Consider the following 24975-nt stretch of genomic DNA (forward strand, 5'->3'; position numbering starts at 1 on the left):
CGGACGGCACTGCGCCGTCCGGGGCCGTCGCCTTTCCGCGCTCCCCCGTTCCGGCCCGTCGCGCGCGATGCGGTGTCTACACTCCGGTGCCATGCTGCAAACTCCGCGCAGGGCAGGTCAGGTGGCCGCCCTCGGCCTGGTGTTCGGTGCCGTCCTGCTGGCCGGCGCGGCCACCGGGGCCTGGGGCGGCCCGAGCGACCTGCCGCCCCGGCCCTCCGCCGACGCCGCCCGGGCCGCGGGCGGGCTCCTGGCGGACCCGGCGGGTACCGCGCTGTCCGAGCAGCAGGCCGAGCACCTGCTCGGGGCCAACGGCGACCGCTGGGGCGCGTACTACAGCGCGCGGGAGTACGCCGAGTTCAGCCAGGGCCTGGACGGCCGCTACCTGGGCGTCGGCCTCTCGGTCGGCCGCGGCGAGGACGGCGTCACCGAGGTCTCCCAGGTCGCGCCCGAGGGCCCGGCCGCCGCGGCCGGGATCGCCCCCGGCGACCGGCTGCTGCGGATCGGCGAGGACCAGGCCGACCACCTGCCGGTCACCGAGGTGGTCGCGCGGCTGCGCGGGCAGGGCGACGAGCGCAGGGCCGGCTCCGAGGTCACCCTGGAGGTCCGGCGCGGCGCGGGCGACGTGCGCGAACTGCGGCTGCGGCGCGCGCTGCTGGACAGTCAGCAGGTCGCCGCGGAGCACCTGGACCGGGGCGTGCTGCGGATCACCGTACGGGCCTTCACCAGCGGCGTGACCGACCGGGTGCGCGCCGCGCTGCGCGCCCCGCACACCGGTGTGGTGCTCGATCTGCGCGGCAACTCCGGAGGGTTGGTCGACGAGGCGGCCGGCACCGCCGGGGTCTTCCTGGACGGCGGCCCGGTCGGCTCGTACCAGGAGCGCGGCGGGACCAGGGAGTTGACCGCCCCGCGCGGCGGCGACCAGCGCACCCCGCTGGTGGTGCTGGTGGACGGCGGCACGATGAGCGCCGCCGAACTGCTCGCCGGCGCCCTGCAGGACCGCAGCCGCGCCATGGTGGTCGGCACCCGGACCTTCGGCAAGGGGACCGTCCAGCAGCCCAGCCGGCTCGCCGACGGCGCGGTGCTGGAGATGACCGTCGGGCGCTACTTCACCCCGGCCGGCCGCTCCCCGGAGGGCACCGGCCTGACCCCCGACGTCCCGGCGGCCGGCTCCGAGGACGTGGACGCCCTCGCCCTGCGGGTGCTCGCCGGGCTGGGCACCCGCGCCTGACGCCCGGGACCCGCGCCTAAAGCAGCTGCCCGACCGGCCCCCGAAGTGCGAGAATGACCGCGCTATGGCAAAGGAAACCGGACAGAAGCTGATCGCGCAGAACAAGAAGGCGCGACACGAGTACACGATCCTCGACACCTACGAGTGCGGCCTCGTCCTCACCGGCACCGAGGTCAAGTCGCTGCGCGAGGGGCGGGCCAACCTGGTCGACGGCTACGCCTACATCCAGAACCACGAGGCGTGGATCGACAACGTCTTCATCCCCGAGTACACCCAGGGGACGTGGACCAACCACGCGGCCCGGCGCAAGCGCAAGCTGCTGCTGCACAAGCTGGAGATCCGCAAGATCGAGACCAAGGTCCGCGACGCGGGCCACACCCTGGTCCCGCTCTCGCTGTACTTCAAGGACGGCAGGGTCAAGCTGGAGCTGGCCCTCGCCGTCGGCAAGAAGCTGTACGACAAGCGCCAGACGCTCCGGGAGAAGCAGGACACCCGCGAGACGGCCCGCGCGGTGGCGGCGGCGCGACGGCGCCAGCGTTAATCCGCTGGACCCTCGCCCGTCGCCTCGCGTACTATGGCGCAAGCAACACGGACGGTCACCGTCCGAGCTGTTTCTCAAAAAAACATGGGGATGATCGGTTTCGACAGGGGATGTTGAAACAGGGGAAGCGAGCCGAGGAACGCGGCAATGATCTCGTTAACCACGTGTCGCAAAAAAATAATCGCCAACTCTAAGCGCGATTCCCAGCAGTTCGCTCTCGCTGCCTAATAAGCACCGATAGCGCTTGGGTGTCAGACCGGGGGGTTCCCGACCCGGACCCTGGCATAATCTAGGGAACTCAACCGTCCGCCCGGGCTGCGGGGGTGGATGGGAAATCAAACAGCAGCTGGGCCTGTTGGCGGCTTGTCCGCGTGACCGCCAGGGCCGAGAAAAGCACAGCGGACTGCGCTCGGAGAAGCCCTGAATTGACTCCACTGGACCCGGGTTCGATTCCCGGCATCTCCACCACCCCATGTTCACACCGAAGGCCGCCCACCGCTCCGCGGAGGGCGGCCTTCGATTTTTGTACGTTCCGGAGCGGCGCGGCCCGGGGGTCGCGGCGTAGGATCATCCGTCCGCTCGTTTTCCGGAGCCGGATTCCGTCGCAACCACCGAGGCCATGCAGAGCAACACGGACACCACCCCCACTGCCGACCACGAGACCGTCCGCGAGCGCGAGATCGCCGGTGAGCAGCAGCACCTCGACACCGTCTACCACCGGTTGGAGGAGAAGCTCGCCGAGGCCGAGTACATCCTGGAGGACGCCGCCAAGCGGGTCCAGGTCGGTACTCCCGGAGCGCTCGCCGAGCGCGACGCCCAGGTCTACCGGGCCGGCGCGCACCTCCAGCGCCTCAACAACGAGTTCGAGGACTTCCTGTTCGGCCGGATCGACCTCCAGGAGGCGGACGCCCCGGAGGAGCACGGCATCCCCTCGAACACCCCGCTCGACCCGGCCGACCCGGTCGTCGCCGAGACCCTCCACATCGGCCGCCTGGGCGTGCTGGACGCCGAGTACGGCCCGCTGGTGATCGACTGGCGCGCGCCCGCCGCCGCGCCGTTCTACCGCGCCACCCCGGTCGAGCCGGGCCGGGTCATCCGCCGCCGGGTGATCCGCTCCAAGGGTCGCAAGGTGATCGGCGTCGAGGACGACCTGCTGCGCCCCGACCTCACCCCGACCCTGGGCGGCGCGGAGCTCGCGGTGGTCGGCGACGGCGCCCTGATGGCCTCGCTGGGCCGCGCCCGCAGCCACTCGATGCGCGACATCGTCTCCTCGATCCAGAAGGAGCAGGACGAGGTGATCCGCGCCGCCGCCGCGGGCGCCACCCTGGTCACGGGCGGCCCGGGCACCGGCAAGACGGCCGTCGCCCTGCACCGCGCCGCGTACCTGCTCTACCAGGACCGACGCCGCTACGCCGGGGGCATCCTGGTGGTCTCGCCGACCCCGCTGCTGGTCTCCTACACGGAGGGCGTGCTGCCCGCGCTCGGCGAGGAGGGCCAGGTCGCCGTCCGCGCGATCGGCTCGCTGGTGGACGGCATCGAGGCCGGCACCTACGACACCCCCGAGGCGGCCCGGGTCAAGGGCTCGGCCCGGATGGTGCACCTGCTGCGCCGGGCCGCCCGTGCGGCGCTGGAGCTGGGCGCGCCGCAGGAGCTGAAGGTGGTCGCCCGAGGCGAGGTGCTGAAGCTGGACGCGGGCCGGCTGAAGGCCGTCCGCGGCAACGTGGTGGGCTCCGGCGGGACCCCGCTGAACCTGCTGCGCCCGCGCGCCCGCCGGCTGCTGCTGGACGCCCTGTGGCAGGAGGTCGTCAAGGACCTGCCGAAGCCCACCGACCACTACGCCCGCGAGCAGCGCCAGGAGGAGAAGGAGAGCTTCGACGAGTACGTCTCGGACGAGGCGTCGTTCCTGGACTTCCTGGACGCCTGGTGGCCCGCCCTGACCCCGCGCAAGGTGCTCGCCACGCTCAAGCAGCACCGTCACACCAACCGGATCGCCCGCCGGACCGTGACCCCGGACGAGGCGAGGCTGCTGGCCGCCTCCTGGCGCCACCTGTCCCCGGAGGGCGAGGGCGCGCTGTCCGCGCACGACGTCGCGCTGGTGGACGAGCTCCAGCTGCTGCTCGGCGAGCCGGCCCGTCCGAAGGTCCGCGAGGTGGACGCGATGGACCTGCTGACCGGCCTGGAGGAGGTCACCACCTTCGCCGACCGTTCCGGCGGTCGGCGCGACCGCCAGCCGGTGGAGCGCAAGGAGTACGCCCACGTCATCGTGGACGAGGCGCAGGACCTCACCCCGATGCAGTGGCGGATGATCGGCCGGCGGTCCCGGATGGCGACCTGGACGATCGTCGGCGACCCGGCGCAGTCCTCCTGGCCGTTCCCGCAGGAGGCCCAGGCCGCGCTGGACGAGGTGCTGTCCGGCAAGCCGCGCCGCCGCTTCACGCTGACCGTGAACTACCGCAACCCGGCCGAGATCGCCGAGGTCGCGGCCAAGGTGCTGGCGCTGGCCGCGCCGGGCACGCCCTCGCCGAGCGCGGTGCGGCACGTCGGCGTGGAGCCGCGCTTCGCGGCCGTCTCCGACCCCTCGCCGGAGGCCTTCGGCAAGGCCGCCCGGGCCGAGCTGGAGCGGCTGCTGGCCGAGGTGGACGGCACCGTGGCGATCGTGGTGCCGATGGACCGCCGGGCCGAGGCGGCCGGGTGGGCTGAGGGCCTGGGCGAGCGCGTGGTGGCGCTGGGCAGCCTGGAGGCGAAGGGCCTGGAGTACGACGCGACCGTGGTGGCGGACCCGACCGGCATCGCCGGTGAGTCGGAGGCCGGACTGCGGGTGCTGTACGTCGCGCTGACCCGTGCGACCCAGCGGCTGACCGTGCTGTCCGGCCCGGACGACCTGCCGGACTCGGCCGGCGTGCCCGCGCTGCTGCACGGCTGACGGACCCTACGGACCGACGGAAGAAGGCCCCCCACCGCTTGGTGAGGGGCCTTCAGACGTTTAGTACACCGACCCGCCATGCTCGCCTCGCGGCAAGTGGTCCCTCGAAGGGACGAAGGTTGGGCCCGGGGGCTTGGATCGAGCCGGTGCCTGTCCAATGTAACGCATCGGCCCGCAGAGGCAAGGAGTGGACGGCAGGAGGTCGGCCGGAGAAAGGCCGGAAGGCGTCGGGAGGGCGGCCGCGATCGGTCGGGATTGTCGGATCCGCACACTCAATGAACGTTATTTCTGGCTTCCCCTTGGAAGGTGCGACGATCGAGGTCTAGCATGCGCAGGCGATGCCTTCAACAAAATGTTGAACCTGCGGGACGGACGGAAGAAGGAAGCGTCGATGGCGACGGTGCCCAGTGTCTCCAACTCGATCACGGTACGGCTGGAGGTCCCGGCCCGGGGCAACGCCGTCAGCGCGATCACCACGGCCGTGGAGTCCTCCGGCGGATCGGTGACCGGTCTCGACGTCACCGCCTCCGGCCTCGAGGCGCTGCGGATCGACGTCACGGTGGCGGCCTCCTCGGTCGCGCACGGCGAGGAGATCGTCGAGAAGCTCCGGGCGATCGACGGCGTGTCGATCGGCAAGGTCTCGGACCGCACCTTCCTGATGCACCTCGGCGGCAAGATCGAGATGTCGTCCAAGCTGCCGATCCGCAACCGTGACGACCTCAGCATGATCTACACCCCGGGTGTCGCCCGGGTCTGCATGGCGATCGCCGAGAACCCCGAGGACGCCCGCCGCCTCACCATCAAGCGCAACAGCGTCGCCGTGGTCACCGACGGCTCCGCGGTGCTGGGCCTGGGCAACATCGGCCCGGAGGCCGCGCTGCCGGTCATGGAGGGCAAGGCGGCCCTGTTCAAGCGCTTCGCGGGCATCGACGCCTGGCCGATCTGCCTGGACACCCAGGACACCGACGAGATCGTCGCCATCGTCAAGGCGATCGCCCCCGGCTTCGCGGGGATCAACCTGGAGGACATCTCCGCGCCGCGCTGCTTCGAGATCGAGGCCCGGCTGCGCGAGGCCCTGGACATCCCGGTCTTCCACGACGACCAGCACGGCACCGCGATCGTGGTGCTGGCCGCCCTCACCAACGCGCTGAAGGTGGTCGGCAAGGAGATCGGCGAGATCCGCGTGGTGATGTCGGGCGCCGGCGCCGCCGGCACCGCGATCCTCAAGCTGCTGATGGCGGCCGGCGTCGAGCACGCCACCGTCGCGGACGTGCACGGCGTGGTCCACCAGGGCCGCGAGGACCTCAACGAGAGCCTGCGCTGGATCGCCGAGCACACCAACCGCTCGGCCCGTACCGGCACCCTCAAGGAGGCCGTGGCGGGTGCGGACGTCTTCATCGGCGTCTCGGCCCCGAACGTCCTGGACGGCGACGACCTGGCCACCATGGCCGAGGACGCGATCGTGTTCGCGCTGGCCAACCCGGACCCGGAGGTCGACCCGAACGTCGCCCGGCAGACCGCCGCCGTGGTCGCCACCGGCCGCAGCGACTTCCCGAACCAGATCAACAACGTGCTGGTCTTCCCGGGCGTCTTCCGCGGCCTGCTGGACGCCCAGAGCCGTACGGTCAACACCGAGATGATGATCGCCGCCGCCCGGGCGCTGGCCACCACCGTCGCCGACGACGAGCTGAACGCCAACTACATCATCCCGAGCGTCTTCCACAAGGACGTCGCCAAGACCGTCGCCGCCGCGGTGCGCGAGGCGGCCCTGGCCGGCGGTCAGGAGGCCCCCGCGCCGGCCCGTCCGACCCCGGGCATCGTCGGCACCCTGGACACCTCCGCCTTCCCCGTCGTCAAGCTCTGACGGCACGACCGGCGGACGTGTCGCCGATCGCTCAAATGCGCGAATAGCGGTCATACCCGCCCAGCCCGCCCCGAACCCTTGCGACACAAGGGCGAGGGGCGTGTTTGGGCTTGTCAGTCCCAGGGCGTACGGTAGCCCTGCACGGGGCAGGCGTGTCCGACAAGTACGGAACGTCCCCCTGGTCTTCCGGCGAGTCGTCCCGACCGCCGTCCGCGCCCGGTCCGCCGGAGCCGACGGAGCGTCACACCTCCAACGGGCGGGCGATGTTCGGGTGTCTCGGCCGGGGCCCGATTGGCTTTCTCGGGGCCGGTCGGGGCAGGATTCGTATCCAGGCAGGCGGGCGGGCCTTCGAAGGCTCCGGCGCGCGGCATCGGGTACGGACCCGGCCTGCGACCACGCATTGCCTGCATGAGCACAGTGTGCGGACCTGCGGCCCATCCGGGTGCCCCCCGGTGGGAGCACCGATGGGCCCCCGCACACCGCAAGCGAACAGACCACAGGAGTACACATGAACCGCAGTGAGCTGGTGGCCGCGCTGTCCGAGCGCGCCGAGGTGACCCGCAAGGACGCCGACGCCGTTCTGGCCGCCTTCGCCGAGATCGTCGGCGAGGTCGTCGCCAAGGGCGACGAGAAGGTCACCATCCCCGGTTTCCTGACCTTCGAGCGCACCCACCGCGCTGCCCGCACCGCCCGCAACCCGCAGACCGGTGAGCCGATCCAGATCGCGGCCGGCTACAGCGCCAAGGTGAGCGCCGGCTCCAAGCTGAAGGAAGCCGCCAAGGGCGCCTGAGTCACCCCTTGAACGCCCGAGAGGCCGGGCTCCCCGCGGGGAGCCCGGCCTCTCGTCGTGTCAGGTGCCGGTCGGTCAGGCCTCGACCAGCTGCTCGCTGGGCAGCTCGACGTGCGCGCCCAGGTCGCGCAGCTTCTCCATGAAGTTCTCGTAGCCGCGGTTGATCAGGTCGATGCCGTGCACGGTCGAGGTGCCCTCGGCCGCCAGCGCCGCGATCAGGTACGAGAAGCCGCCGCGCAGGTCCGGGATGACCAGCTCGGAGCCGATCAGCTTGGACGGGCCGGAGACGACCGCGGAGTGCAGGAAGTTGCGGGCCCCGAAGCGGCACGGGGTGGCGCCCAGGCACTCGCGGTAGAGCTGGATGTGCGCGCCCATCTGGTTCAGCGCGCCGGTGAAGCCGAGGCGCGACTCGTACACCGTCTCGTGGACGATGGACAGGCCGGTGGCCTGGGTCAGCGCGACGACCAGCGGCTGCTGCCAGTCGGTCTGGAAGCCCGGGTGCACGTCGGTCTCCAGGGCGATCGCCTTGAGCTCGCCGCCCGGGTGCCAGAAGCGGATGCCCTCGTCGTCCACCTCGAAGGCGCCGCCGACCTTCCGGAAGGTGTTGAGGAAGGTCATCATCTCGAGCTGGCGGGCGCCGCGGACGTAGATGTCGCCCTTGGTGGCGAGCGCCGCGCAGGCCCAGGAGGCGGACTCCAGGCGGTCCGGCAGCGCGCGGTGGTTGTAGCCGTTCAGCTCGTCCACGCCGGTGATCAGGATGGTCCGGTCGGTGCCCAGCGTGATGATCGCGCCCATCTTCTGCAGGACGCAGATCAGGTCGACGATCTCCGGCTCGATGGCCGCGTTGCGCAGCTCGGTGACGCCCTCGGCGAGGACGGCGGTGAGCAGCACCTGCTCGGTCGCGCCGACCGAGGGGTAGGGCAGCTCGATCTTGGTGCCGCGCAGGCGCTGCGGGGCGACCAGGTAGGTGCCCTGCGGGTGCTTCTCGATGGTGGCGCCGAACTGGCGCAGCACCTCGAAGTGGAAGTCGACCGGGCGCCCGCCGATGTCGCAGCCGCCCAGGCCCGGGATGAAGGCGTGGCCGAGGCGGTGCAGCAGCGGGCCGCAGAACAGGATCGGGATCCGCGAAGAGCCGGCGTGGGCGTCGATGTCGGCCACGTTGGCGCTCTCGACGTGCGAGGGGTCGAGGATCAGCTCGCCCTCCTCGTCACCGGTGCGCACGGTCACGCCGTGCAGCTGGAGCAGGCCGCGGACCACCTTGACGTCGCGGATGTCCGGGACGTTGCGCAGTCTGCTGGGGCCCTGGCCGAGCAGGGCGGCGACCATGGCCTTGGGGACCAGGTTCTTCGCACCGCGGACGCGGATCTCGCCTTCGAGCGGGTTTCCGCCGTGGACCAGCAGGACGTCGTCGGTCATCGTTCTCGCAATCCGGGGTGCCAGAGGAGTTGGGGTGGGGCTCCGGGAGAGAGCCGGTGGTGGACCGGTCGTACGGGCGCGTTCGGGCCCCCGGCGAAACCGAGTCGGCACCGTATAAGGGCGTCCACCAGACGTAGATGGTAGTAGGCGCGCCGACGGTTCCCGTGAGCCTCTCCCGTGATGGTGCTCTCCCCGGGCCCGCGGACGCCCGCCGGTGCGGCCGTACGGGTGTTCGTCGGGGGCGGCGGTTTCGGGCGTTGCGGTGTCCGGCCGGTGCGGTTCTGCGGGATCATGTGAGGCATGACGGCGGCCCATTCGCACGGAGGCCGGTCCCACACCGGCCGTCTGCTCGTCGCGACGCCCCTGCTCACCGATCCGAACTTCGCGCGGGCAGTGGTGCTCCTCCTCGACCACGACGCCGAGGGGGCGCTCGGCGTGGTCCTCAACCGGCCGACGCCGGTCGAGGTGGGCAGCGTGCTGGACGGCTGGGGCAGACTCGTCGGACAGCCGGCCGTGGTGTTCCAGGGCGGCCCGGTGGCGCTGGACTCGGCGCTCGGCCTCGCGGTGGCACCGGGGGAGCCGGGCAGCGGCGAGCCGCTGGGCTGGCGGCGGGTGCACGGCGCGATCGGGCTGGTGGACCTGGAGGCGCCGCCCGAGGTGCTGGCCGGGGAGCTGGGCAGCCTGCGGATCTTCGCCGGGTACGCCGGCTGGTCGCCGGGGCAGCTGGAGGCGGAGCTGGAGAGCGGCGCCTGGTACCTGGTGGACTGCGAGCCGGGGGACGTCTCCAGCCCCGAGCCGGAGCGGCTGTGGCGCTCGGTGCTGCGCCGCCAGCGCGGTCCGCTCGCCCTGCTGGCGACCTACCCGGACGATCCGACGATGAACTGAGCCGCGGCCCCGCGGCGCGACACTGGCCCGCTTTCCCGGGGCCCCCATAGACTTGGCACTCATGAGCACTCTTGAGCCCGAGCGCGGCCTCGGCACCGGCACCCTGGTCGAGCCCGTCCCGCAGGTGTCCCACGGGGACGGCGACCACGAGCGCTTCGCGCACTACGTCCAGAAGGACAAGATCATGGAGAGCGCGCTCTCCGGGTCTCCCGTGGTGGCGCTCTGCGGCAAGGTGTGGGTGCCCGGACGCGACCCGAAGAAGTACCCGGTCTGCCCGATGTGCAAGGAGATCTACGACGGCATCGGCAAGCCGCAGGGCGGCGACGGCGACAACAAGTAGTCGCGCCGTTCCGCACAGCGCCGTTGCACTGCGCCGTTTTGCATAGCACCGCGTTCGCGCAGTGGTCTATGCCAATCGCTCCGGGCGTGGGCAGGATGTCGGAATGGACCTCATTCCCGCACCTTCGCGTGCCGTCCGCCGCCCGGACGAGGACTACCCGCTCGACGCCGCCACCACGCTGACCGCCCCGCCCGCGCTGGCCGACGCCGAGCGCTGGCTGCGCGGCACGCTGTCCGCCGCCACCGGGCTGCCGTTCGGCCCGGGCCGGCCGGGCGCGGGCATCGAACTGGTCCGGGACAACGCGCTCGCCGCCGAGGCGTACCGGATCACGGTGCGCCCCGGCCACGCGCTGCTCGCCGCGGGCGGACCGGCGGGCGCGCTGTGGGGGGCGCAGACCCTGCGGCAGCTGCTCGGGCCGGACGCCTACCGCCGCGCGCCGCTGCGCCGCGAGGGCTGGGTGCTGCCCGGCGCCGACATCGAGGACGCCCCCCGGTTCGGCTGGCGCGGCGCGCTGCTCGACGTCGCCCGGCACTTCCTGCCCAAGTCGGACGTGCTGCGGTTCGTCGACCTGCTGGCCGCGCACAAGCTGAACGTGCTGCACCTGCACCTGACCGACGACCAGGGCTGGCGGGTGGAGATCAAGCGCTACCCGAGGCTGACCGGGCGCGGCTCCTGGCGGGAGCGCTCGATGGTCGGCTACCGGACCGGGCGGCGCCGCGACGACCGTCCGCACGGCGGCTACTACACCCAGGACGACCTGCGCGAGATCGTCGCGTACGCGGCCGCGCGCGGGGTGACCGTCGTCCCGGAGATCGACCTGCCCGGCCACACCCAGGCCGCCGTCGCCGCCTACCCCGAGCTGGGCAACACCGACGTGGTGGACACCGCCGCGCTCGGCGTCTGGACGGACTGGGGGGTGAGCCACCACGTGCTCAACGCCTCCGAGGAGACGCTGCGCTTCTTCGAGGGCGTGCTGGAGGAGGTCCTGGAGCTCTTCCCGTCCGAGTTCATCCACCTCGGCGGCGACGAGTGCCCCAAGGGGCAGTGGAAGGACAGCGCCGCCGCCCAGGCCCGGATACGCGAGCTGGGCCTGGCCAACGAGGACGAGCTGCAGAGCCACGTCATCCGGCACTTCGACCGCTGGCTGGCCGAGCGAGGCCGCCGGCTGATCGGCTGGGACGAGATCCTGGAAGGCGGGCCGGCCCCGGGCGCCGCGGTTTCTTCCTGGCGGGGCTTCGGCGGCGGGATCGCCGCCGCGCGGGCGGGGCACGACGTGGTGATGTGCCCCGAGCAGCACGTCTACTTCGACCACCGGCAGGCGGACGGGCCGGACGAGCCGATCCCGGTCGGCTTCGTGCGCACGCTGGAGGACGTCTACCGCTTCGAGCCGGTGCCGGGGCAGCTGGACGAGGCCGCGGCGCGGCACGTGATCGGCACCCAGGCCAACCTGTGGAGCGAGTTCGCGGACAGCGCGCGGGACATCGACTACCGGGCCTTCCCCCGGCTGGTCGCCTTCGCCGAGGTCGCCTGGTCCGAGCTGCCCGCCGAGCCGGCCGAGCGCGACTACGCCGGCTTCGAGCGGCGGCTGACGACGCACCTGAAGGCGCTGGACGCGCTCGGCGTCGAGTACCGCCCGGCCGACGGGCCGCTGCCCTGGCAGCGCCGGCCCGGTGTGGTCGGCCGACCGATCGACGGCCCGCCGCCGGTGCGCTGACCGCGACTGCCCGAGTGGCTCCCGGGAACTTCTGAGTGGTCGTCGGACGTCAAGAACAGATGAACATCTGCCCTGGCCTGGACCGGGTCGGGGCAGATACCGCCCGGTATCCGTCCCAAACGGGCAGTCCCGTTCACCGGCCCCGAAGTGATCATCGAGCATTGTGTGCCAGAGTTGCCCAACCCGGCCCGATCGCCCGTACCCTACGGGCCAGGCCGGGCTGCTGACGCGGACACCACGGCCCAAGGCCGCGGGCGGCAGGCGATCGATGAGCAAGTGGAGCACGGTGGGACCCAGGTGAACCGGACGATCATGCTGCCGGCCTCGCTCGACGAGGCCGTCGACGCGCTGGCCGCCGCCCCGGCCGCGGTACCGGTGGCCGGAGCCACCGACCTCATGGAAGCCGTCAACGCCGGACGGCTGCGCCCCGCCGCCCTGGTCGGCCTCGGCCGGATCACCGAACTGCGCGGCTGGCGCTACGAGGACGGCGGCACCGCCGTCCTCGGCGCCGGACTCACCCACGCCCGGATGGACCGCCCCGACTTCGCCGCGCTCATCCCCGCCCTCGCCGACGCCGCCCGCACCGCCGGCCCGCCGCAGGTCCGCAACGTCGGCACCCTCGGCGGCAACATCGTCACCGCCGCCCCGGCCGGCGACACCCTCCCGGTGCTCGCCGCCCTGGAGGCCACCGTCACCCTCGCCCGGGCCGGAGCCAGCCGCGAGGTGCCGGTCAGCCACCTGATCACCGGACTCGACCCGGTCCGCCCCGGCGAACTGCTCACCTGGGTGCGCGTCCCGCTGCTGCACGCCCCGCAGGTCTTCCTCAAGGCCACCGGCCGCAGCGGCCCGGCCCGCGCCACCGCCTCCGTCGCCCTCGTCCTCGACCCGGCCCGGCGCTCGGTGCGCTGCGCCGTCGGCGCCGTCGCCCCGGTGCCGCTGCGCCCGCTGGAGGCCGAGGCCTGGGTGGCCGGCTGCATCGACTGGGACGGCAGCCGGGAGATCGACCCGGCCGCGAACGCCGCCTTCGGCGAGTACGTGGCCACCGCGTGCGTCCCCGACAACTACGGTGCCGAAGGCTCCTGGGAGGCCGTCACCGAGGGGCCGACCGCAGCGGCCGTTCGGCTGCGGCGTACCGTAGCGGTGCTGGCCCGACGGGCACTGGGAAGGGCGCTGAAGTGACCACAGACCCCATCGAGACCCTGGACGCCGACCCGCTCGGCCTCTCCCCGCAGGTCAGCCGCGAGCTGCGCCCGTGCGCCTCCTACACGCTGCGGGTCAACGGTTTCGAACGGCCCGTCACCGACGCCTGGATCGGCGAGAGCCTGCTCTACGTGCTGCGCGAGCGGCTGGGCCTGGCCGGCGCCAAGGACGGCTGCGAGCAGGGCGAGTGCGGAGCCTGCTCGGTGCAGGTGGACGGCCAGCTGGTGGCCGGCTGCCTGGTGCCCGCCGCGCTCGCCGCGGACAGCGAGATCAACACCGTCGAGGGCCTGTCGGCCGCCGACGGCGCGAGCGACGTCCAGCAGGCGCTGGCCGCCTCCGGCGCCGTCCAGTGCGGCTACTGCACCCCCGGCATGGCGATGGCCGTGCACGACCTGCTCCAGCGCAACCACCGGCCCACCGAGGTCGAGGCCCGGCAGGCGCTCTGCGGCAACCTCTGCCGCTGCACCGGCTACAAGGGCGTGCTGGCCGCCGTCCAGACCGTCGCGGACGCCCGCGCGCTGGAGGCCGAGGAGGCGGAGGAGGCCGCGGCGCTCGCCGAGACCGCCGCCGCCCCCGCCCCGGAAGCCGCCGGACAGCCCGTCGAGGCGGTCGCCGAGGCGCCGCTCGTGGCCGCCGAGCCCGGGCCCGCCGTCGAGCCGCCGGTCTACACCGACGCCGACGCCTGGATCGAGCACGTCCCGCAGCAGCCCTTCGAGCCCCAGCCCTTCGAGGCCCAGTCCTTCGAGGCCCAGTCCTTCGAGGCCCAGCCCTTCGGGTCCCAACCCCTCGAAGCGCACCCGGCCCCGCAGCAGCCCGGGGCGCCGTACGGGGACGGGTCGGGCGGCTACGACACCGGCGTGTACGACACCACCGCCCTGACCCAGGTCCAGGGGGCCATCCCCGCCCAGACCACCGACGACCAGGTCTACTACCCGCCGCAGGGCTACCCCGAGCAGCCGTACCAGGGCACCCCCGCCCACGGCACCTACCTGCCCTACCCGGACGGCCACCAGCAGCAGACCGGCTACGACACCGGGTACGACGCCCCGGTCTACGAGACGACCCCCGCGCACGGCACCCCGCTGCCCGGCGAGGCCTTCGACGGCCCCGCCTTCGACGGCACGCCGCCGCACGGCACCCCGTACGCCGCCCCGGTCGAGGGCGTCCCGTACGGTGCCACCCCCGCCCACGGCATCCGGCTCCCCGAGGACGACCACGCATCATGACGTCGCCTACCGACATCGGCGCAGCACTCCAGCAGGACGGCGGCGAGGGCGGCGCACCGGAGCCGTTCGGTCTGGGCAGCTCCCCGCTGCGCAGCGACGCGCTGCCCAAGGCGCTCGGCATCTACCCGTACGCCGCCGACCTGTGGGCCGAGGGGCTGCTGTGGGGCGCGGTGCTGCGCTCGCCGCACCCGCACGCCCGGATCCGCGGCATCGACACCTCGGCCGCACTCGCGCTGCCCGGCGTGCACGCGGTGGTCACCGCCGCGGACCTGCCGCCCGGCCCGGACGGCGCCCCCGACGGCGCCCCGGCCGGCCCGGTCGTCGCCGACCGGCCGGTGCTGGCCTCCGGTGTGGTGCGCCACCACGGCGAGCCGATCGCCGCGGTGGCCGCCGACCACCCGGACACCGCCCGGCTGGCGGTCGGCCTGATCATGGTCGACTACGAGCCGCTGGAGGCCGTGACCGACCCCGAGCAGGCCTTCACCGCGCCGGCGCTGCACCCGGACGGCAACCTCTTCCGCCACCTGCCGCTGCGCACCGGGGACCCGGACGCGGTCGGCGAGATCGTCGTCGAGGGCCTCTACCAGGTCGGCCGGCAGGACCCGGCGCCGCTGGGCGCCGAGGCCGGGCTGGCCGTGCCGCGCCCGGACGGCGGTGTCGAGCTGCACCTGTCCTCCACCGACCCGCACGGCGACCGCGACCGCACCGCCGCCTGCCTCGGCCTGGAGCCCGACCGGGTCCGGCTGGTCGTCACCGGCGTGCCCGGCGCCACCACCGACCGCGAGGACCTCTCCTTCCAGGTCACCCTGGCGCTGCTGGCGCTGCGCACCGGACGCCCGGTGAAGATGACCCTCACCCGCGAGGAGTCCTTCCAGACCCACACCTCGCGCCATCCCGCGCTGCTGCGCTACCGCCACCACGCCGACGCCGACGGCACCCTGGTGAAGGTGGAGGCGCAGATCCTGCTGGACGGCGGCGCCTACGCGGACGTCTCCGCCGAGGCGCTGGCCGCCGCGACGGCGTTCTCGGTCGGCCCGTACGTCTGCCCGAACGTCTTCGTGGACGCCTGGGCGGTGCGCACCAACAACCCGCCGGCCGGGCGGATGCGCGGCGAGGGCGCGCTGCAGGCCTGCTTCGCGTACGAGTCGCAGCTGGACCAGCTGGCCGCCCGGGTGGGCGTGGACCCGGTGGAGATCCGCCGGCGCAACGCGATGTCCACCGGCGACCCGCTGCCCACCGGACAGGCCGTCACCTGCCCCGCGCCGGTGCTCGCCCTGCTGGACGCCGTCGCGGACGAGCCGCTGCCGGCCCTGCCGGTGGACGACCCGGACGCCGAGTGGCTGCTGCCCGGCGGGCCCGGTGGTGCGGGCGACCCGGCGGCGGTGCGGCGCGGCATCGGCTACGCCGTCGGCATGGTGCACATGCTGGGCGCCGAGGGCGAGGACGAGGTGTCCACCGCGACCGTGCGGGTCAGCGGGGACCACGCCACGGTGATCTGCGCGGCCGTCGACGCCGGGCAGGGCTTCGCCACACTGGCCCGGCAGATCGTGCAGACCGTGCTGGGCGTCAGCGAGGTCTACATCGCGCCGGCCGACAGCGACCAGTCGATCGCCGGGCCCTCCGCCCGCGGCCGGCACACCTGGGTCTCCGGCGGCGCGGTCGAGCGGGCCGCGCTGATGGTCCGCCACCAGTTGCTGCAGCCGATCGCGGCCAACTTCGGGATGTCGGCGGAGCTGCTGCAGATCGCCGACGGCAAGATCACCTCGTACGACGGGGTGCTCGGCATGCCGGTCGCCGAGGCGCTGGAGGGCAAGGAGCTCTGGGCCACCGCGCAGTGCCGCCCGCACCCCACCGAGCCGCTGGACGACGCCGGTCACGGCGACGCCTTCGTCTCCATCTCGTTCTGCGCGATGCGCGCGGTGGTGGACGTGGACATCGAGCTGGGCGCCGTGCGGGTGGTCGAGATGACGGTCGCCCAGGACGTCGGCCGGGCGCTGAACCCGCGCCAGATCGAGGACCGGATCGAGGCGGGCGTGGCCCAGGGCGTCGGCCTGGCGCTGCTGGAGGAGTTGCGCACCGAGGGCGGCGTGCTGCAGAACCCCTCGCTCACCGGCTACCGGCTGCCCACCGCGCTGGACACCCCGGAGGTGCGGATCGCCGCGCTGCTGGAGGAGCGCGACGTGGTCGCCCCCTTCGGTGCCAAGGCGGTCGGCGCCGTCCCCGCGGTGGTCGCCCCGGCGGCCGTCGCCGCGGCCGTCCGCGCCGCCACCGGGCTGCCGATCGGGCGGCTGCCGATCCGGGCGGAGGACGCCGTCACGGCCTGAGCGGAGAAATGCGGAAATGGAATTGCCGGTCGACCTTTCCGGGTCGACCGGCAATTCCTTTCCGGCGAGGCCGTGGCGGGAATTGAACCCGCGTGCACCGCTTTGCAGACGGTCCCCTGAGCCACTCGGGCACACGGCCAGTGAATTCATGGTGGCGGATCCGGGGGAAGGGGGTCAACGAAGTTTTGTAAATTCTGTATGGCAATGTGTGCTACGGTCGAAGACAGGTGGCGGCATTTCCGCCACCCCGGACGAGCGCGTCGTACCCGGTGACGACAAGACGGCGCAGTTCAGCGGCAATCCGGCCGCTGTGGACTGCGGAGGTGCGCCGTCATGGCCTGGCTCGTTCTGATCTTCTCGGGTCTCCTGGAGACCGTCTGGGCGGTCGCCCTGGAATCGTCCAAGGGTTTCTCCCGCCTCGTTCCCACCCTCGTCTTCGGTGTCGCACTGCTGTTCAGCATGGGCGGGCTGGCGTACGCGATGCGCACCATCCCGATCGGCACCGGGTACGCGGTCTGGGTCGGCATCGGCGCGGTCGGCACCGCGCTCTACGGCATGGCCGTCCTGGGGGACGCGGTGACCGCGGCCCGGATCGGCTGCCTGCTGCTGATCGTCTCCGGTGTGGTGGGCCTCAAGGTCCTGCACTGACCCGTCCGGCTCCGGCGGGGATCCAGGCTCTCTCTTTCCAGAGACCTAGGTCTCGGGACCGAGCCGATCGGCGACTCCGGTCAGGGGTCATCGGGGCGGACGGATCTTACGATGTTACGTATGACCACAGCCTCCCCCACCTCGGTCGACCCCGTACCGATACCCCTCGACGACGACCCCGGCGGCGGGGTGCTCAGCGGCCGCTACCGCGCGCTGACGCTGGGGATCGTCTCGGTGGTCCTGGTGATCGCCTTCGAGGCGACCGCCGTCAACACCGCGATGCCGACGGCGGCCCGCCAGCTGGACGGCCTCGGGCTGTACGCCTTCGCCTTCTCCGGCTACTTCACCACCACGCTGTTCGCCCTGGTCGTCTCCGGCCAGTGGTGCGACCGGCGCGGACCGCTGCAGCCGCTGTTCACCGGCATCGCGGTGTTCGGCGTCGGCCTCCTGGTGGCCGGGACGGCACCCGGGATGTGGGTGTTCGTGGCCGGGCGGGCGGTCCAGGGCCTGGGTGGCGGGCTGGTGATCGTCGCGCTGTACGTGGTGGTCGGCCGGGCCTATCCGGAGCGGCTGCGGCCGTCGGTGTTCGCGGCCTTCTCCTCCGCCTGGGTGCTGCCCTCGATCGTCGGCCCGCTGGTCGCCGGGGCGGTCACCCAGCACCTCGGCTGGCGCTGGGTGTTCCTGGCCGTGCCGGTGCTGATCCTGCTGCCGCTGGCCGTGATGGGCCCGGCGCTGGCCCGCTCCGAGCGCGAGCACCCGGTGGCCAAGGGCGCGGACTTCGACCGCCGGCGCACCCAGCTGGCCGCGATGGCGGCGCTCGGCGCCGGCCTGCTGCAGTACGCGGGCCAGCGCCGCGACCTGGTCGGGCTGCTCCCCGGGATCGCCGGGGCGGCACTGCTGGCGCCCGCGGTCCTGGGGCTGCTGCCGAAGCGCACCCTGCGGGCCGGGCGCGGGCTGCCGACGGTGATCCTGCTGCGCGGGGTCGCGGCGGGGGCGTTCTTCGCGGCGGAGGCCTTCATCCCGCTGATGATGACCACCCAGCGCGGCCTCTCGCCGACGCTGGCCGGGCTCACCCTGACCAGCGGCGGGCTGTCCTGGGCGCTGGGCTCCTGGCTGCAGGGCCGGCCGGGGGCCGAGCGCCACCGCGAGGCGATGATCCGGGTCGGCTTCGTGCTGACCACGCTGGCGATCGCGGGCGCCGCGCTGGTGCTGGTCCCGGAAGTGCCGGCCTGGGTGGCCGCGGTGGCCTGGGGGATCGGCGGCGTCGGGATGGGACTGGCCGTCGCGAGCATCAGCGTGCTGATGATGAAGCTCTCCGCGCCGGAGGACGCCGGCGCCAACTCGGCCGCGCTGCAGATGAGCGACGCGCTGGGCAACGTGCTGCTCACCGGCCTGGCCGGGGTGCTCTTCGCGGCTCTGGGCGGCGGCACCCTGGCGGCTGCCCACGGACAGGCGGAAGGCGCCGGCTCGCCCGGTGCCTTCGCGGTGATCCTGCTGGTGATGGCCGCGGTGGCGCTGCTCGGGGCGCTGCTCTCCGGCCGGGTCCGCACCCGGTCCTGAGGGTCAGCCGACGGCGGCGGTGGCGGCGGTGGAGGGGACCGGCGCCGCCGCCGGGGTGCCGAGGAAGGCCTCCCAGCCGCCCGTCGGGGACTGCCCCGGGGCGAGGGTCTGCAGCTTGCGCAGCACCGCCGGGTCCTGGGCGTCCAGCCAGTCGACCAGCTGGCGGAAGGAGACCAGCCGGACCTCCGGCTTGGCCGCGATGGCCTTGAGGACGTCCTCGACGGCGTTCATGTAGATGCCGCCGTTCCACTCCTCGAAGTGGTTGCCGATGATGTACGGCGCCCGGTTGCCGTTGTAGGTGCGGTCGAAGCCCATCAGGTAGGCGTCGCGGGCCTGGGCCTGGAAGCCGGGGTGGAGCGCCGGGTCGGCCTTGGTGTTGGGGCCGCACTGGTTGTACATGATGTTGTAGTCCATCGAGAGCACCTGGAAGGTGTGCCCGGGGAAGGGGATGGACTGCAGCGGGAGGTCCCACAGCGCGCCGCCCTGGATCTTCTGCGGCCACACCTGGGTGCCGCTGCCGCTGCTGTCGTAGCGCCAGCCGCGCTTGACCGCGGTGGGCAGCAGGTTGCGCTGCCCCTCCAGGCAGGGGGTGCGGCTGCCGATCAGCTCCTTGCGGTAGTCGAAGGGCAGCGCCGGGAGGTCGGTGAAGCCGGTGTTGGTGCGCCAGTTCGTCACGAAGTCCATCGCCTGCTGGATCTCGCTGTCCCACTCCTCGGGGGACCACTTCCCGACGCCGGTGGAGCCGCAGAAGTGGCCGTTGAAGTGGGTGCCGATCTCGTGGCCCTCCAGCCAGGCCGCGTGCAGGTTCTCCAGGGTGTCGCGGATGTGCTGGTCGCTCAGGTAGCCGATGTCGGAGGCGCCGGCCTTGTGCTGCGGCGGGCGGTAGAGGTCCTTCCTGGACTCGGGCAGCAGGTAGAGGCCGCTGAGGAAGAAGGTCATCTTCGCGTCGTGCTCCCGGGCCAGCCGGCGGAAGCGGGCGAACAGGCCGTTGTCGAGCTCGCCCGCGCCGTCCCAGGAGAAGACCACGAACTGCGGCGGGCGCTGCCCGGGCTGCAGCCGCTCGGGGATGGGCTGGAGCGGCTGGGCGCCGGTGTCGGAGGTGGAGCCGTCGCCGATCAGGACGGCCTGCGGCTTGGGGGCCGGGGCCGGGGTGGGGGTGGTGCTCGGCCCGCCGTCCGCGCCGATGGGGGCGGCGGAACCGGCCACCCGCTCCCCGTCCGTGGCGTGGTTGCTGCCGCAGCCGGTCGCGAGCGTGGCGGCGGTGGCGGCGCCGGCCGCCAGCAGGGTGCGGCGGGAGAGAGCATCCATGATCACTCCGTTCATGAGGCGTTCAGCAGCGTGCGGGAGTGTGGGGTCCGGTCGCACGGACGGAGGATCGAACCCGTGACCGCGTCAGCATGGCATGCGGTCGGAGACGGTCTAAGAGGCACAGCGGACGGTCCCAAGTGATCGCTCGAACGCCGCAACCGATCCGGTCCGTAGAACCGTCGGTAGGTCGTGTCGGGCGTGTTCCCGCGACGGTCGCTGCCGGGGGAGGGGCGTCGCGCTCCGCGACCGGGCGGCCACCGGGCGCACGGAAAGGGCCGACACCCCTGCCGATCGGGGGGTGTCGGTACGACCGTCGTATGGACGTGCCCTACAGTCCCATCCGGTTGAATTGTTCCCAGGAAACTCCCAGGAAGCGGAGATTCCGTCGGCAGAGGGGAGCGCCCGTGGGCGTCCAGCAGAGCAGGGGGCCCTGGCCGGGCACCCTGGCGGCGGGAGCCGCGCTGGTGCTCGGTGCCTGGCTGCTGCACGACGGCGGCTCGCCGGTGCTGCCCCCCGCCCCGGGGACCGGCCAGGCCCAGGCGGGCATCGCGCCGGTCTCCGTCGTCCCGCCGCTCGGGCCGTCCGCGCCGACCAGGATCCGCATCCCGTCCGTCCGGCTGGACGCCCCGGTCACCGCGCTCGGACTGGACGCCGACGGCCGCCTGCAGGCCCCGCCCGAGGCGGACCGGAACCTGGCGGGCTGGTACCGCGGCGGGGCCAGCCCCGGCGAGCGCGGCACCGCGATCCTCGCGGGGCACGTGGACAACAAGTCCGGTCCGGCCGTCTTCTACCATCTGGGAGCGCTCCGGCGGGGGGACCGGATCGAGATCGCCAGGGCGGACGGCGCCACCGCCGTCTACCAGCTGTACGCCATCGAAGTGCACGACCGAAAGGACTTCCCGGACGACCGGGTCTACCGTCAGGCCGCTGACGCGCAGCTGCGGGTGATCACCTGTGGCGGCGCCTACAGCGAGGAACACGGCTACGAGGGCAACGTCGTCGCCTACGGTTTCCTGGCCGACACCACCCGGCCGGGCAAAGCCGCATGAGCACGATCACCCTCGCCACCCGCTGGAACCCGATCGACTGGCCGCTCACCGAGGGCCGGATCCCGCACGCCGTCCTGGTGCTCGGCTGGGCGGCGCTGTTCGCGCTCGCCGTCGGCCGCGGCCGGAGCTGGTGGCGGGTCCGCCTGCCCGCCGCGCTGTTCACCGCGGCCGGGCTCAGCCTGCTGCTCGAGGTCGTGGTCGACGGCTGGTGGCACCCCTTCCCGGAGGGCACGCCCGAGTACGTCACCCGGTGGATAGCCATCGCCCTGCTCGGGTTCTGCCTGGCCGGCTACCGGATGCGCCGGCTCACCTGGCGGCGCCGCGGCATCGCGCTCGGGCTGAGCGGGCTGGTGCTGCTGATGGCCGCCTCCGAGGTCAACATCGGCTTCGGGCAGTTCCCGAGCGGGCGCGTGATGCTGGCGCCGTGGCTGACCAAGACCGACGGGCTGGTCCCCAGGGTCGACCAGACCGTGGCCGCCCCCCCGGACAAGGTGCTCGACGAGGTCTGGCAGCCCCCCGCGGACCTGCCGGCCAAGGGCACCGTCTCGGTGGTGCCGATCCCCGGCCTCCGGTCCGGTTTCAAGGCCCGCGACGCCTACGTCTACCTCCCGCCCGCCTACCAGGCCACCCCGCGGCCGCTGCTGCCGGTGGTCGTCATGCTCACCGGCCAGCCCGGGCAGCCGGGGGACTGGGTGCTCTCCGGGCAGATCAACGAGGTGCTGGACGCGTTCGCCGCGAAGCACGGCGGCCTCGCGCCGATCGTCGTGATGCCCGATGCCAACGGCTCCACCTGGGGCAACTCGCTCTGCCTGGACTCCAAGATCGCCAAGACGCAGACCTACCTGGCGTCGGACGTCCCGTTCTGGATCCACCAGAACCTGCAGACCGCCACCGGCCGGAAGTCCTGGGCGATCGGCGGCGCCTCGATGGGCGGCACCTGCGCGCTCCAGCTCGGGGTCAACGCACCCGACGTGTACGGCACCGTCCTCGACATGTCCGGGCAGGAGGAGCCGACCCTCGGCACCCGCGAGCAGACCGTCAAGGCCGCGTTCGGCGGGGACGGGAAGAAGTTCGACGCGGTCGACCCGCTGCAGGTGATGGCCCGCAAGAAGTTCCCGGACACCAACGTCGCGCTGCTCGTCGGCGAGACCGACGACGAGTTCAAGCCGCAGATGGAGAAGGTCTACCAGGCCGTACAGGGGGCTGGGATGAAGGCGAAGTTCGAACTGATGCCGGGCGGCCACGGCTGGGTGGTCTTCCGCCCCGGCATCGTCCAGCAGATCCCGTGGCTCGCCCAGCAGACCGGGCTGACCCGGTGACCGGGGCCGGTGCCGCGGTCACCGCCGTCGGCGCCGTCGGCGAGCGCGAGGAGAAGCCGGCGCGGGTCGTCGTCCAACGGGGGACGCAGCGCGGCACGCAGCCCGGGCCGCAGGCCGGCACCGACCAGGGCACGGACCGCGCACCCGTCACCCGGACGCCGGAGCCGCGCCCGCAGCGGGTGCGGCGGGCGGCCCGGGCGCTCGGCTCCCGGCTGCGCGCCGCACCGCTGACGCTGACCCTGCTCGCCGGGCTCTGGCTGCTCGGCGCGGCCACCGGCAGTCTGCGCCACGGGCCGTCCGAGCGGCTGCTGGACCGGGCCGGGATCGGCCTGCCCACGCTCGCCGAGGGGCACTGGTGGACGCCGGTCACCTCGATGGCCTGGTGCTCCGGCACCGGCGCGTACGTGTCCACCAGCCTGCTGCTGCTCCTGGTCGGCCCGGCCGCCGAGCACCGGCTCGGCCGGCTGCGCACCCTCGCGGTGCTGGTCGGCGGGCAGGTCGTCGGCACCCTGCTGGGCACCGGGCTGGTCGAGCTCGGCTCCTCGGCCGGGGAGCAGTGGACCGCCTCGGTGGCCGACCAGATCTCGGTCGGTCCCGGCGTCGGCCTGTTCGCGCTGGCCGGGGTGCTCGGGTACCGGCTCACCGTGCTCTGGCGCCGCCGGCTGCACCTGCTGGTGCTGCTCGTCCCGCTGGTCATGACGCTGTACGTCGGCCACCTGCAGAGCGTCCAGCGGTGCGCCGCCGCGCTCGCCGGGCTCGCCGCGGGCGCGCTGCTCAGCCGCGGCCGCCCGTACCTGCGCTCGCACCGCTCCTCGCACTCCGAGACCCGGGTGCTGGTCGCGATCTGCCTGGTCGCCGCCGCCTGCGGGCCGCTGATCGCCTCGCTGTACGACAACGCCAGCGGGCCGTTCAACACCTTCTCCGAGCTGTACTTCTCACACCGGCTCAGCCCGGACGAGGTCGCCGAGTTCTGCTCGCTCTCGGCGCACGACTGCGCCCGCGCGCACGCCGTCGTCCGGATCTTCGACACCCCCGGCCGGCTGATGGCCGCGCTGTTCCCGGCGCTGCTGCTGGTGCTCGCCGAGGGGCTGCGCCGGGGGCTGCGGTTCGCCTGGCTGGTGACCGTCGCCACCGAACTGCTCTGGGTGGGGCTGCTGGGCTGGCTGTACCTGGACACCGGGCCGGACAGTCAGGACCTGGTGCAGTACTTCGTCGAGGCGATGCTGCTGCCGCTGCTGACGACCGGTCTGCTGCTCGTCACCCGCAAGCGGTTCGGGCTGCGGCTGTCCGGCCGCTCGGTGCGCCGGCTCGCGGTGGTGCTCGGCGGCGCGGCGCTCCTCTCCTCCGTCGCGTACGTCGGGCTCGGGCGGCTGGTCGCCGACCAGTTCGAGCCGGGGGCGACGGTGCGCCGGCTGCTGAACGGGCTGCCGGCGCAGTTCCTGCCGCCCGCGTACAACGATCTGACGCCGGACTACCCGATCGCGGTCGGGCCGCTGGCGCGCTTCCTGGAGACGTACTGCGGGCTCGCGTTCTGGGTGGTGGCGCTGGCGGCGCTGCTGTCGGCCTTCCGCCGCCCGGTGCTGCACACCGACGCCGAGGCGGTCGCCCGGGCCAGGGCGCTGCTGACCGAGCACGGCGGCGGGACGCTGTCGTTCATCACCACCTGGGACGGCAACCACTACTGGTTCGACGAGCAGGGCCGGGCGGCCGTCGCCTACCGGGTCGTCGGCACCGTCGCGCTGACCACCGGCGACCCGTTCGGCGCGCCGGAGGACCGGGCCCGGGCGGTGGCCGGCTTCGCCCGGTACTGCGACGCGCGCGGCTGGACGCCGTGCTTCTACAGCGTCTGCGGGCAGACCAGGGAGGCCGCCGCCCGGCTCGGCTGGCGCTCGGTGCAGGTCGCCGAGGACACCGTGGTCGCGCTGCCCGAGCTGGCCTTCACCGGCCGCAAGTGGCAGGACATCCGCACCGCCCTCAACAAGGCCGGCAAGCAGGGCATCACCGCGGAGTGGTGGGCGTACCACGAGGCGCCGCTCGCCCTGCGGGACCAGATCCGGGCGATCTCCGAGGAGTGGGTCTCGGAGAAGGGCCTGCCCGAGATGGGCTTCACGCTCGGCGGGCTGGAGGAGCTGGACGACCCGGACGTCCGGGTGCTGGTCGCGGTGGACGAACAGCGGGTCGTGCACGGGCTGACCAGCTGGATGCCGGTGTACGAGGACGGCGTGCCGGTCGGCTGGACGCTGGACTTCATGCGTCGGCGCTCGGACGGCTTCCGCGGCGTCAGCGAGTTCCTGATCGCCTCGGCCGCGCTCGGCTTCAAGGAGGAGGGCGCGCGCTTCCTGTCGCTGTCCGGCGCGCCGCTGGCCCGCACCGGGCAGGACGAGGAGCCCACCGGGCTGCAGCGGATGCTGGACTGGATGGGCAGGGTGCTGGAGCCGGTGTACGGCTTCCGCTCGCTGCTCGCGTTCAAGGCGAAGTTCCAGCCGGAGTACCGCCCGATGTACATGGCCTACCCCGACCCGGCCGCGCTGCCCGGCATCACCAGGGCGATCGGCAAGGCGTACCTGCCGCACCTCACGGCGGCGCAGGGCGTCCGGCTGATGCGCAAGCTGTCGGGCTGAGGGGCGAGCGGGCGAGCGG

The 24975-nt window shown here is 73.2% G+C and carries 18 protein-coding genes, 1 tRNA gene, 1 other RNA gene and 1 riboswitch; of the genes, 17 read left to right on the top strand and 3 right to left on the bottom strand.

Annotated features, from left to right (window positions below; all coding sequences use genetic code 11):
* Positions 1–91: 91 nt before the first annotated feature.
* The 6 genes from ACZ3TI_RS20295 to ACZ3TI_RS20320 all read left to right on the top strand — a co-directional run bounded on the left by ACZ3TI_RS20295 (position 92) and on the right by ACZ3TI_RS20320 (position 7346).
* Positions 92–1228, top strand: coding sequence for a S41 family peptidase (locus ACZ3TI_RS20295; RefSeq protein WP_465728004.1), 1137 nt, complete (start codon positions 92–94; stop codon positions 1226–1228).
* A 64-nt stretch (positions 1229–1292) separates the two neighbouring features.
* Positions 1293–1769: an SsrA-binding protein SmpB gene (gene smpB / locus ACZ3TI_RS20300; RefSeq protein ID WP_224282587.1), complete on the top strand. Its 477-nt coding sequence runs from the start codon at positions 1293–1295 to the stop codon at positions 1767–1769.
* A gap of 86 nt (positions 1770–1855) precedes the next feature.
* Positions 1856–2237, top strand: a transfer-messenger RNA (tmRNA) gene (gene ssrA / locus ACZ3TI_RS20305).
* Positions 2238–2388: 151 nt separating this feature from the next.
* The gene (locus tag ACZ3TI_RS20310) at positions 2389–4692 is read left to right on the top strand and encodes a HelD family protein (RefSeq protein WP_465728007.1); all 2304 of its coding nucleotides are present in this window, start codon (positions 2389–2391) and stop codon (positions 4690–4692) included.
* A gap of 391 nt (positions 4693–5083) precedes the next feature.
* Positions 5084–6556, top strand: coding sequence for an NAD-dependent malic enzyme (locus ACZ3TI_RS20315; RefSeq protein WP_465728009.1), 1473 nt, complete (start codon positions 5084–5086; stop codon positions 6554–6556).
* A 508-nt stretch (positions 6557–7064) separates the two neighbouring features.
* Entirely contained in the window at positions 7065–7346 is a 282-nt protein-coding gene (locus ACZ3TI_RS20320; protein ID WP_030059737.1) for an HU family DNA-binding protein, read from the top strand.
* 75 nt (positions 7347–7421) lie between these two features.
* Here the strand turns inward: ACZ3TI_RS20320 and murA are convergent, their stop codons facing one another.
* Positions 7422–8762, bottom strand: a complete 1341-nt coding sequence (murA, locus tag ACZ3TI_RS20325) for a UDP-N-acetylglucosamine 1-carboxyvinyltransferase (protein WP_465728011.1) — start codon at positions 8760–8762, stop codon at positions 7422–7424.
* Between the two features lie 300 nt (positions 8763–9062).
* Between murA and ACZ3TI_RS20330 the strand changes: the two genes are divergently transcribed.
* From ACZ3TI_RS20330 to ACZ3TI_RS20355, 6 genes are all read left to right on the top strand, one after another.
* A complete protein-coding gene (locus ACZ3TI_RS20330) occupies positions 9063–9647 on the top strand; it encodes a YqgE/AlgH family protein (RefSeq protein WP_465728013.1) in 585 nt (194 codons plus the stop codon).
* A gap of 61 nt (positions 9648–9708) precedes the next feature.
* Complete coding sequence (locus tag ACZ3TI_RS20335) at positions 9709–9987, top strand: DUF3039 domain-containing protein (RefSeq protein WP_359904233.1); 279 nt, start codon at positions 9709–9711, stop codon at positions 9985–9987.
* A 103-nt stretch (positions 9988–10090) separates the two neighbouring features.
* A complete protein-coding gene (locus tag ACZ3TI_RS20340; protein ID WP_465728015.1) occupies positions 10091–11701 on the top strand; it encodes a beta-N-acetylhexosaminidase in 1611 nt (536 codons plus the stop codon).
* A 312-nt stretch (positions 11702–12013) separates the two neighbouring features.
* Complete coding sequence (locus tag ACZ3TI_RS20345; RefSeq protein ID WP_465728324.1) at positions 12014–12880, top strand: FAD binding domain-containing protein; 867 nt, start codon at positions 12014–12016, stop codon at positions 12878–12880.
* Positions 12877–14127 carry a (2Fe-2S)-binding protein gene (locus ACZ3TI_RS20350; RefSeq protein ID WP_465728017.1) on the top strand — a complete coding sequence of 417 codons (1251 nt, stop codon included), beginning with the start codon at positions 12877–12879 and terminating at the stop codon, positions 14125–14127. Before ACZ3TI_RS20345 ends, ACZ3TI_RS20350 begins: the two co-directional genes overlap by 4 nt.
* A complete protein-coding gene (locus ACZ3TI_RS20355) occupies positions 14124–16451 on the top strand; it encodes a xanthine dehydrogenase family protein molybdopterin-binding subunit (RefSeq protein WP_465728019.1) in 2328 nt (775 codons plus the stop codon). The genes ACZ3TI_RS20350 and ACZ3TI_RS20355 overlap by 4 nt, the downstream gene beginning before the upstream one ends.
* A gap of 67 nt (positions 16452–16518) precedes the next feature.
* On the opposite strand, the gene ACZ3TI_RS20360 is transcribed toward ACZ3TI_RS20355, so the two are convergent.
* Positions 16519–16590 (bottom strand) — tRNA-Cys (locus ACZ3TI_RS20360).
* Between the two features lie 85 nt (positions 16591–16675).
* Positions 16676–16741: riboswitch (guanidine-III (ykkC-III) riboswitch) on the top strand.
* A 43-nt stretch (positions 16742–16784) separates the two neighbouring features.
* Here ACZ3TI_RS20360 and ACZ3TI_RS20365 point away from each other — a divergent pair.
* The gene (locus ACZ3TI_RS20365; protein ID WP_465728021.1) at positions 16785–17099 is read left to right on the top strand and encodes a DMT family transporter; all 315 of its coding nucleotides are present in this window, start codon (positions 16785–16787) and stop codon (positions 17097–17099) included.
* Positions 17100–17219: 120 nt separating this feature from the next.
* Positions 17220–18659 carry an MFS transporter gene (locus tag ACZ3TI_RS20370; protein WP_465728023.1) on the top strand — a complete coding sequence of 480 codons (1440 nt, stop codon included), beginning with the start codon at positions 17220–17222 and terminating at the stop codon, positions 18657–18659.
* A gap of 3 nt (positions 18660–18662) precedes the next feature.
* On the opposite strand, the gene ACZ3TI_RS20375 is transcribed toward ACZ3TI_RS20370, so the two are convergent.
* Positions 18663–19967, bottom strand: a complete 1305-nt coding sequence (locus tag ACZ3TI_RS20375) for a polysaccharide deacetylase family protein (RefSeq protein WP_465728025.1) — start codon at positions 19965–19967, stop codon at positions 18663–18665.
* A 404-nt stretch (positions 19968–20371) separates the two neighbouring features.
* On the opposite strand from ACZ3TI_RS20375, the gene ACZ3TI_RS20380 reads away from it, so the two are divergent.
* From ACZ3TI_RS20380 to ACZ3TI_RS20390, 3 genes are read left to right on the top strand one after another with little or no spacing between them, the layout of a single operon-like run.
* Entirely contained in the window at positions 20372–21016 is a 645-nt protein-coding gene (locus tag ACZ3TI_RS20380; protein ID WP_465728027.1) for a class F sortase, read from the top strand.
* On the top strand, positions 21013–22335 hold the full coding sequence (locus tag ACZ3TI_RS20385) for an alpha/beta hydrolase (protein WP_465728029.1): 1323 nt from the start codon (positions 21013–21015) through the stop codon (positions 22333–22335). Before ACZ3TI_RS20380 ends, ACZ3TI_RS20385 begins: the two co-directional genes overlap by 4 nt.
* Positions 22332–24956 carry a bifunctional lysylphosphatidylglycerol flippase/synthetase MprF gene (locus ACZ3TI_RS20390; RefSeq protein ID WP_465728031.1) on the top strand — a complete coding sequence of 875 codons (2625 nt, stop codon included), beginning with the start codon at positions 22332–22334 and terminating at the stop codon, positions 24954–24956. The genes ACZ3TI_RS20385 and ACZ3TI_RS20390 overlap by 4 nt, the downstream gene beginning before the upstream one ends.
* Positions 24957–24975 lie beyond the last annotated feature (19 nt).

Source organism: Kitasatospora sp. NPDC023120, from assembly GCF_055560835.1.

Excerpts from the sequence above, each read along its gene's own strand:
- ACZ3TI_RS20340 (WP_465728015.1), top strand. The coding sequence starts at position 10,091 with ATGGACCTCATTCCCGCACCTTCGCGTGCCGTCCGCCGCCCGGACGAG.
- ACZ3TI_RS20320 (WP_030059737.1), top strand. The coding sequence starts at position 7,065 with ATGAACCGCAGTGAGCTGGTGGCCGCGCTGTCCGAGCGCGCCGAGGTG.
- ACZ3TI_RS20310 (WP_465728007.1), top strand. The coding sequence starts at position 2,389 with ATGCAGAGCAACACGGACACCACCCCCACTGCCGACCACGAGACCGTC.
- ACZ3TI_RS20295 (WP_465728004.1), top strand. The coding sequence starts at position 92 with ATGCTGCAAACTCCGCGCAGGGCAGGTCAGGTGGCCGCCCTCGGCCTG.
- ACZ3TI_RS20370 (WP_465728023.1), top strand. The coding sequence starts at position 17,220 with ATGACCACAGCCTCCCCCACCTCGGTCGACCCCGTACCGATACCCCTC.
- murA (WP_465728011.1), bottom strand. The coding sequence starts at position 8,762 with ATGACCGACGACGTCCTGCTGGTCCACGGCGGAAACCCGCTCGAAGGC.
- ACZ3TI_RS20375 (WP_465728025.1), bottom strand. The coding sequence starts at position 19,967 with ATGGATGCTCTCTCCCGCCGCACCCTGCTGGCGGCCGGCGCCGCCACC.
- ACZ3TI_RS20385 (WP_465728029.1), top strand. The coding sequence starts at position 21,013 with ATGAGCACGATCACCCTCGCCACCCGCTGGAACCCGATCGACTGGCCG.
- ACZ3TI_RS20365 (WP_465728021.1), top strand. The coding sequence starts at position 16,785 with ATGGCCTGGCTCGTTCTGATCTTCTCGGGTCTCCTGGAGACCGTCTGG.
- smpB (WP_224282587.1), top strand. The coding sequence starts at position 1,293 with ATGGCAAAGGAAACCGGACAGAAGCTGATCGCGCAGAACAAGAAGGCG.
- ACZ3TI_RS20315 (WP_465728009.1), top strand. The coding sequence starts at position 5,084 with ATGGCGACGGTGCCCAGTGTCTCCAACTCGATCACGGTACGGCTGGAG.
- ACZ3TI_RS20330 (WP_465728013.1), top strand. The coding sequence starts at position 9,063 with ATGACGGCGGCCCATTCGCACGGAGGCCGGTCCCACACCGGCCGTCTG.
- ACZ3TI_RS20335 (WP_359904233.1), top strand. The coding sequence starts at position 9,709 with ATGAGCACTCTTGAGCCCGAGCGCGGCCTCGGCACCGGCACCCTGGTC.
- ACZ3TI_RS20355 (WP_465728019.1), top strand. The coding sequence starts at position 14,124 with ATGACGTCGCCTACCGACATCGGCGCAGCACTCCAGCAGGACGGCGGC.
- ACZ3TI_RS20345 (WP_465728324.1), top strand. The coding sequence starts at position 12,014 with ATGCTGCCGGCCTCGCTCGACGAGGCCGTCGACGCGCTGGCCGCCGCC.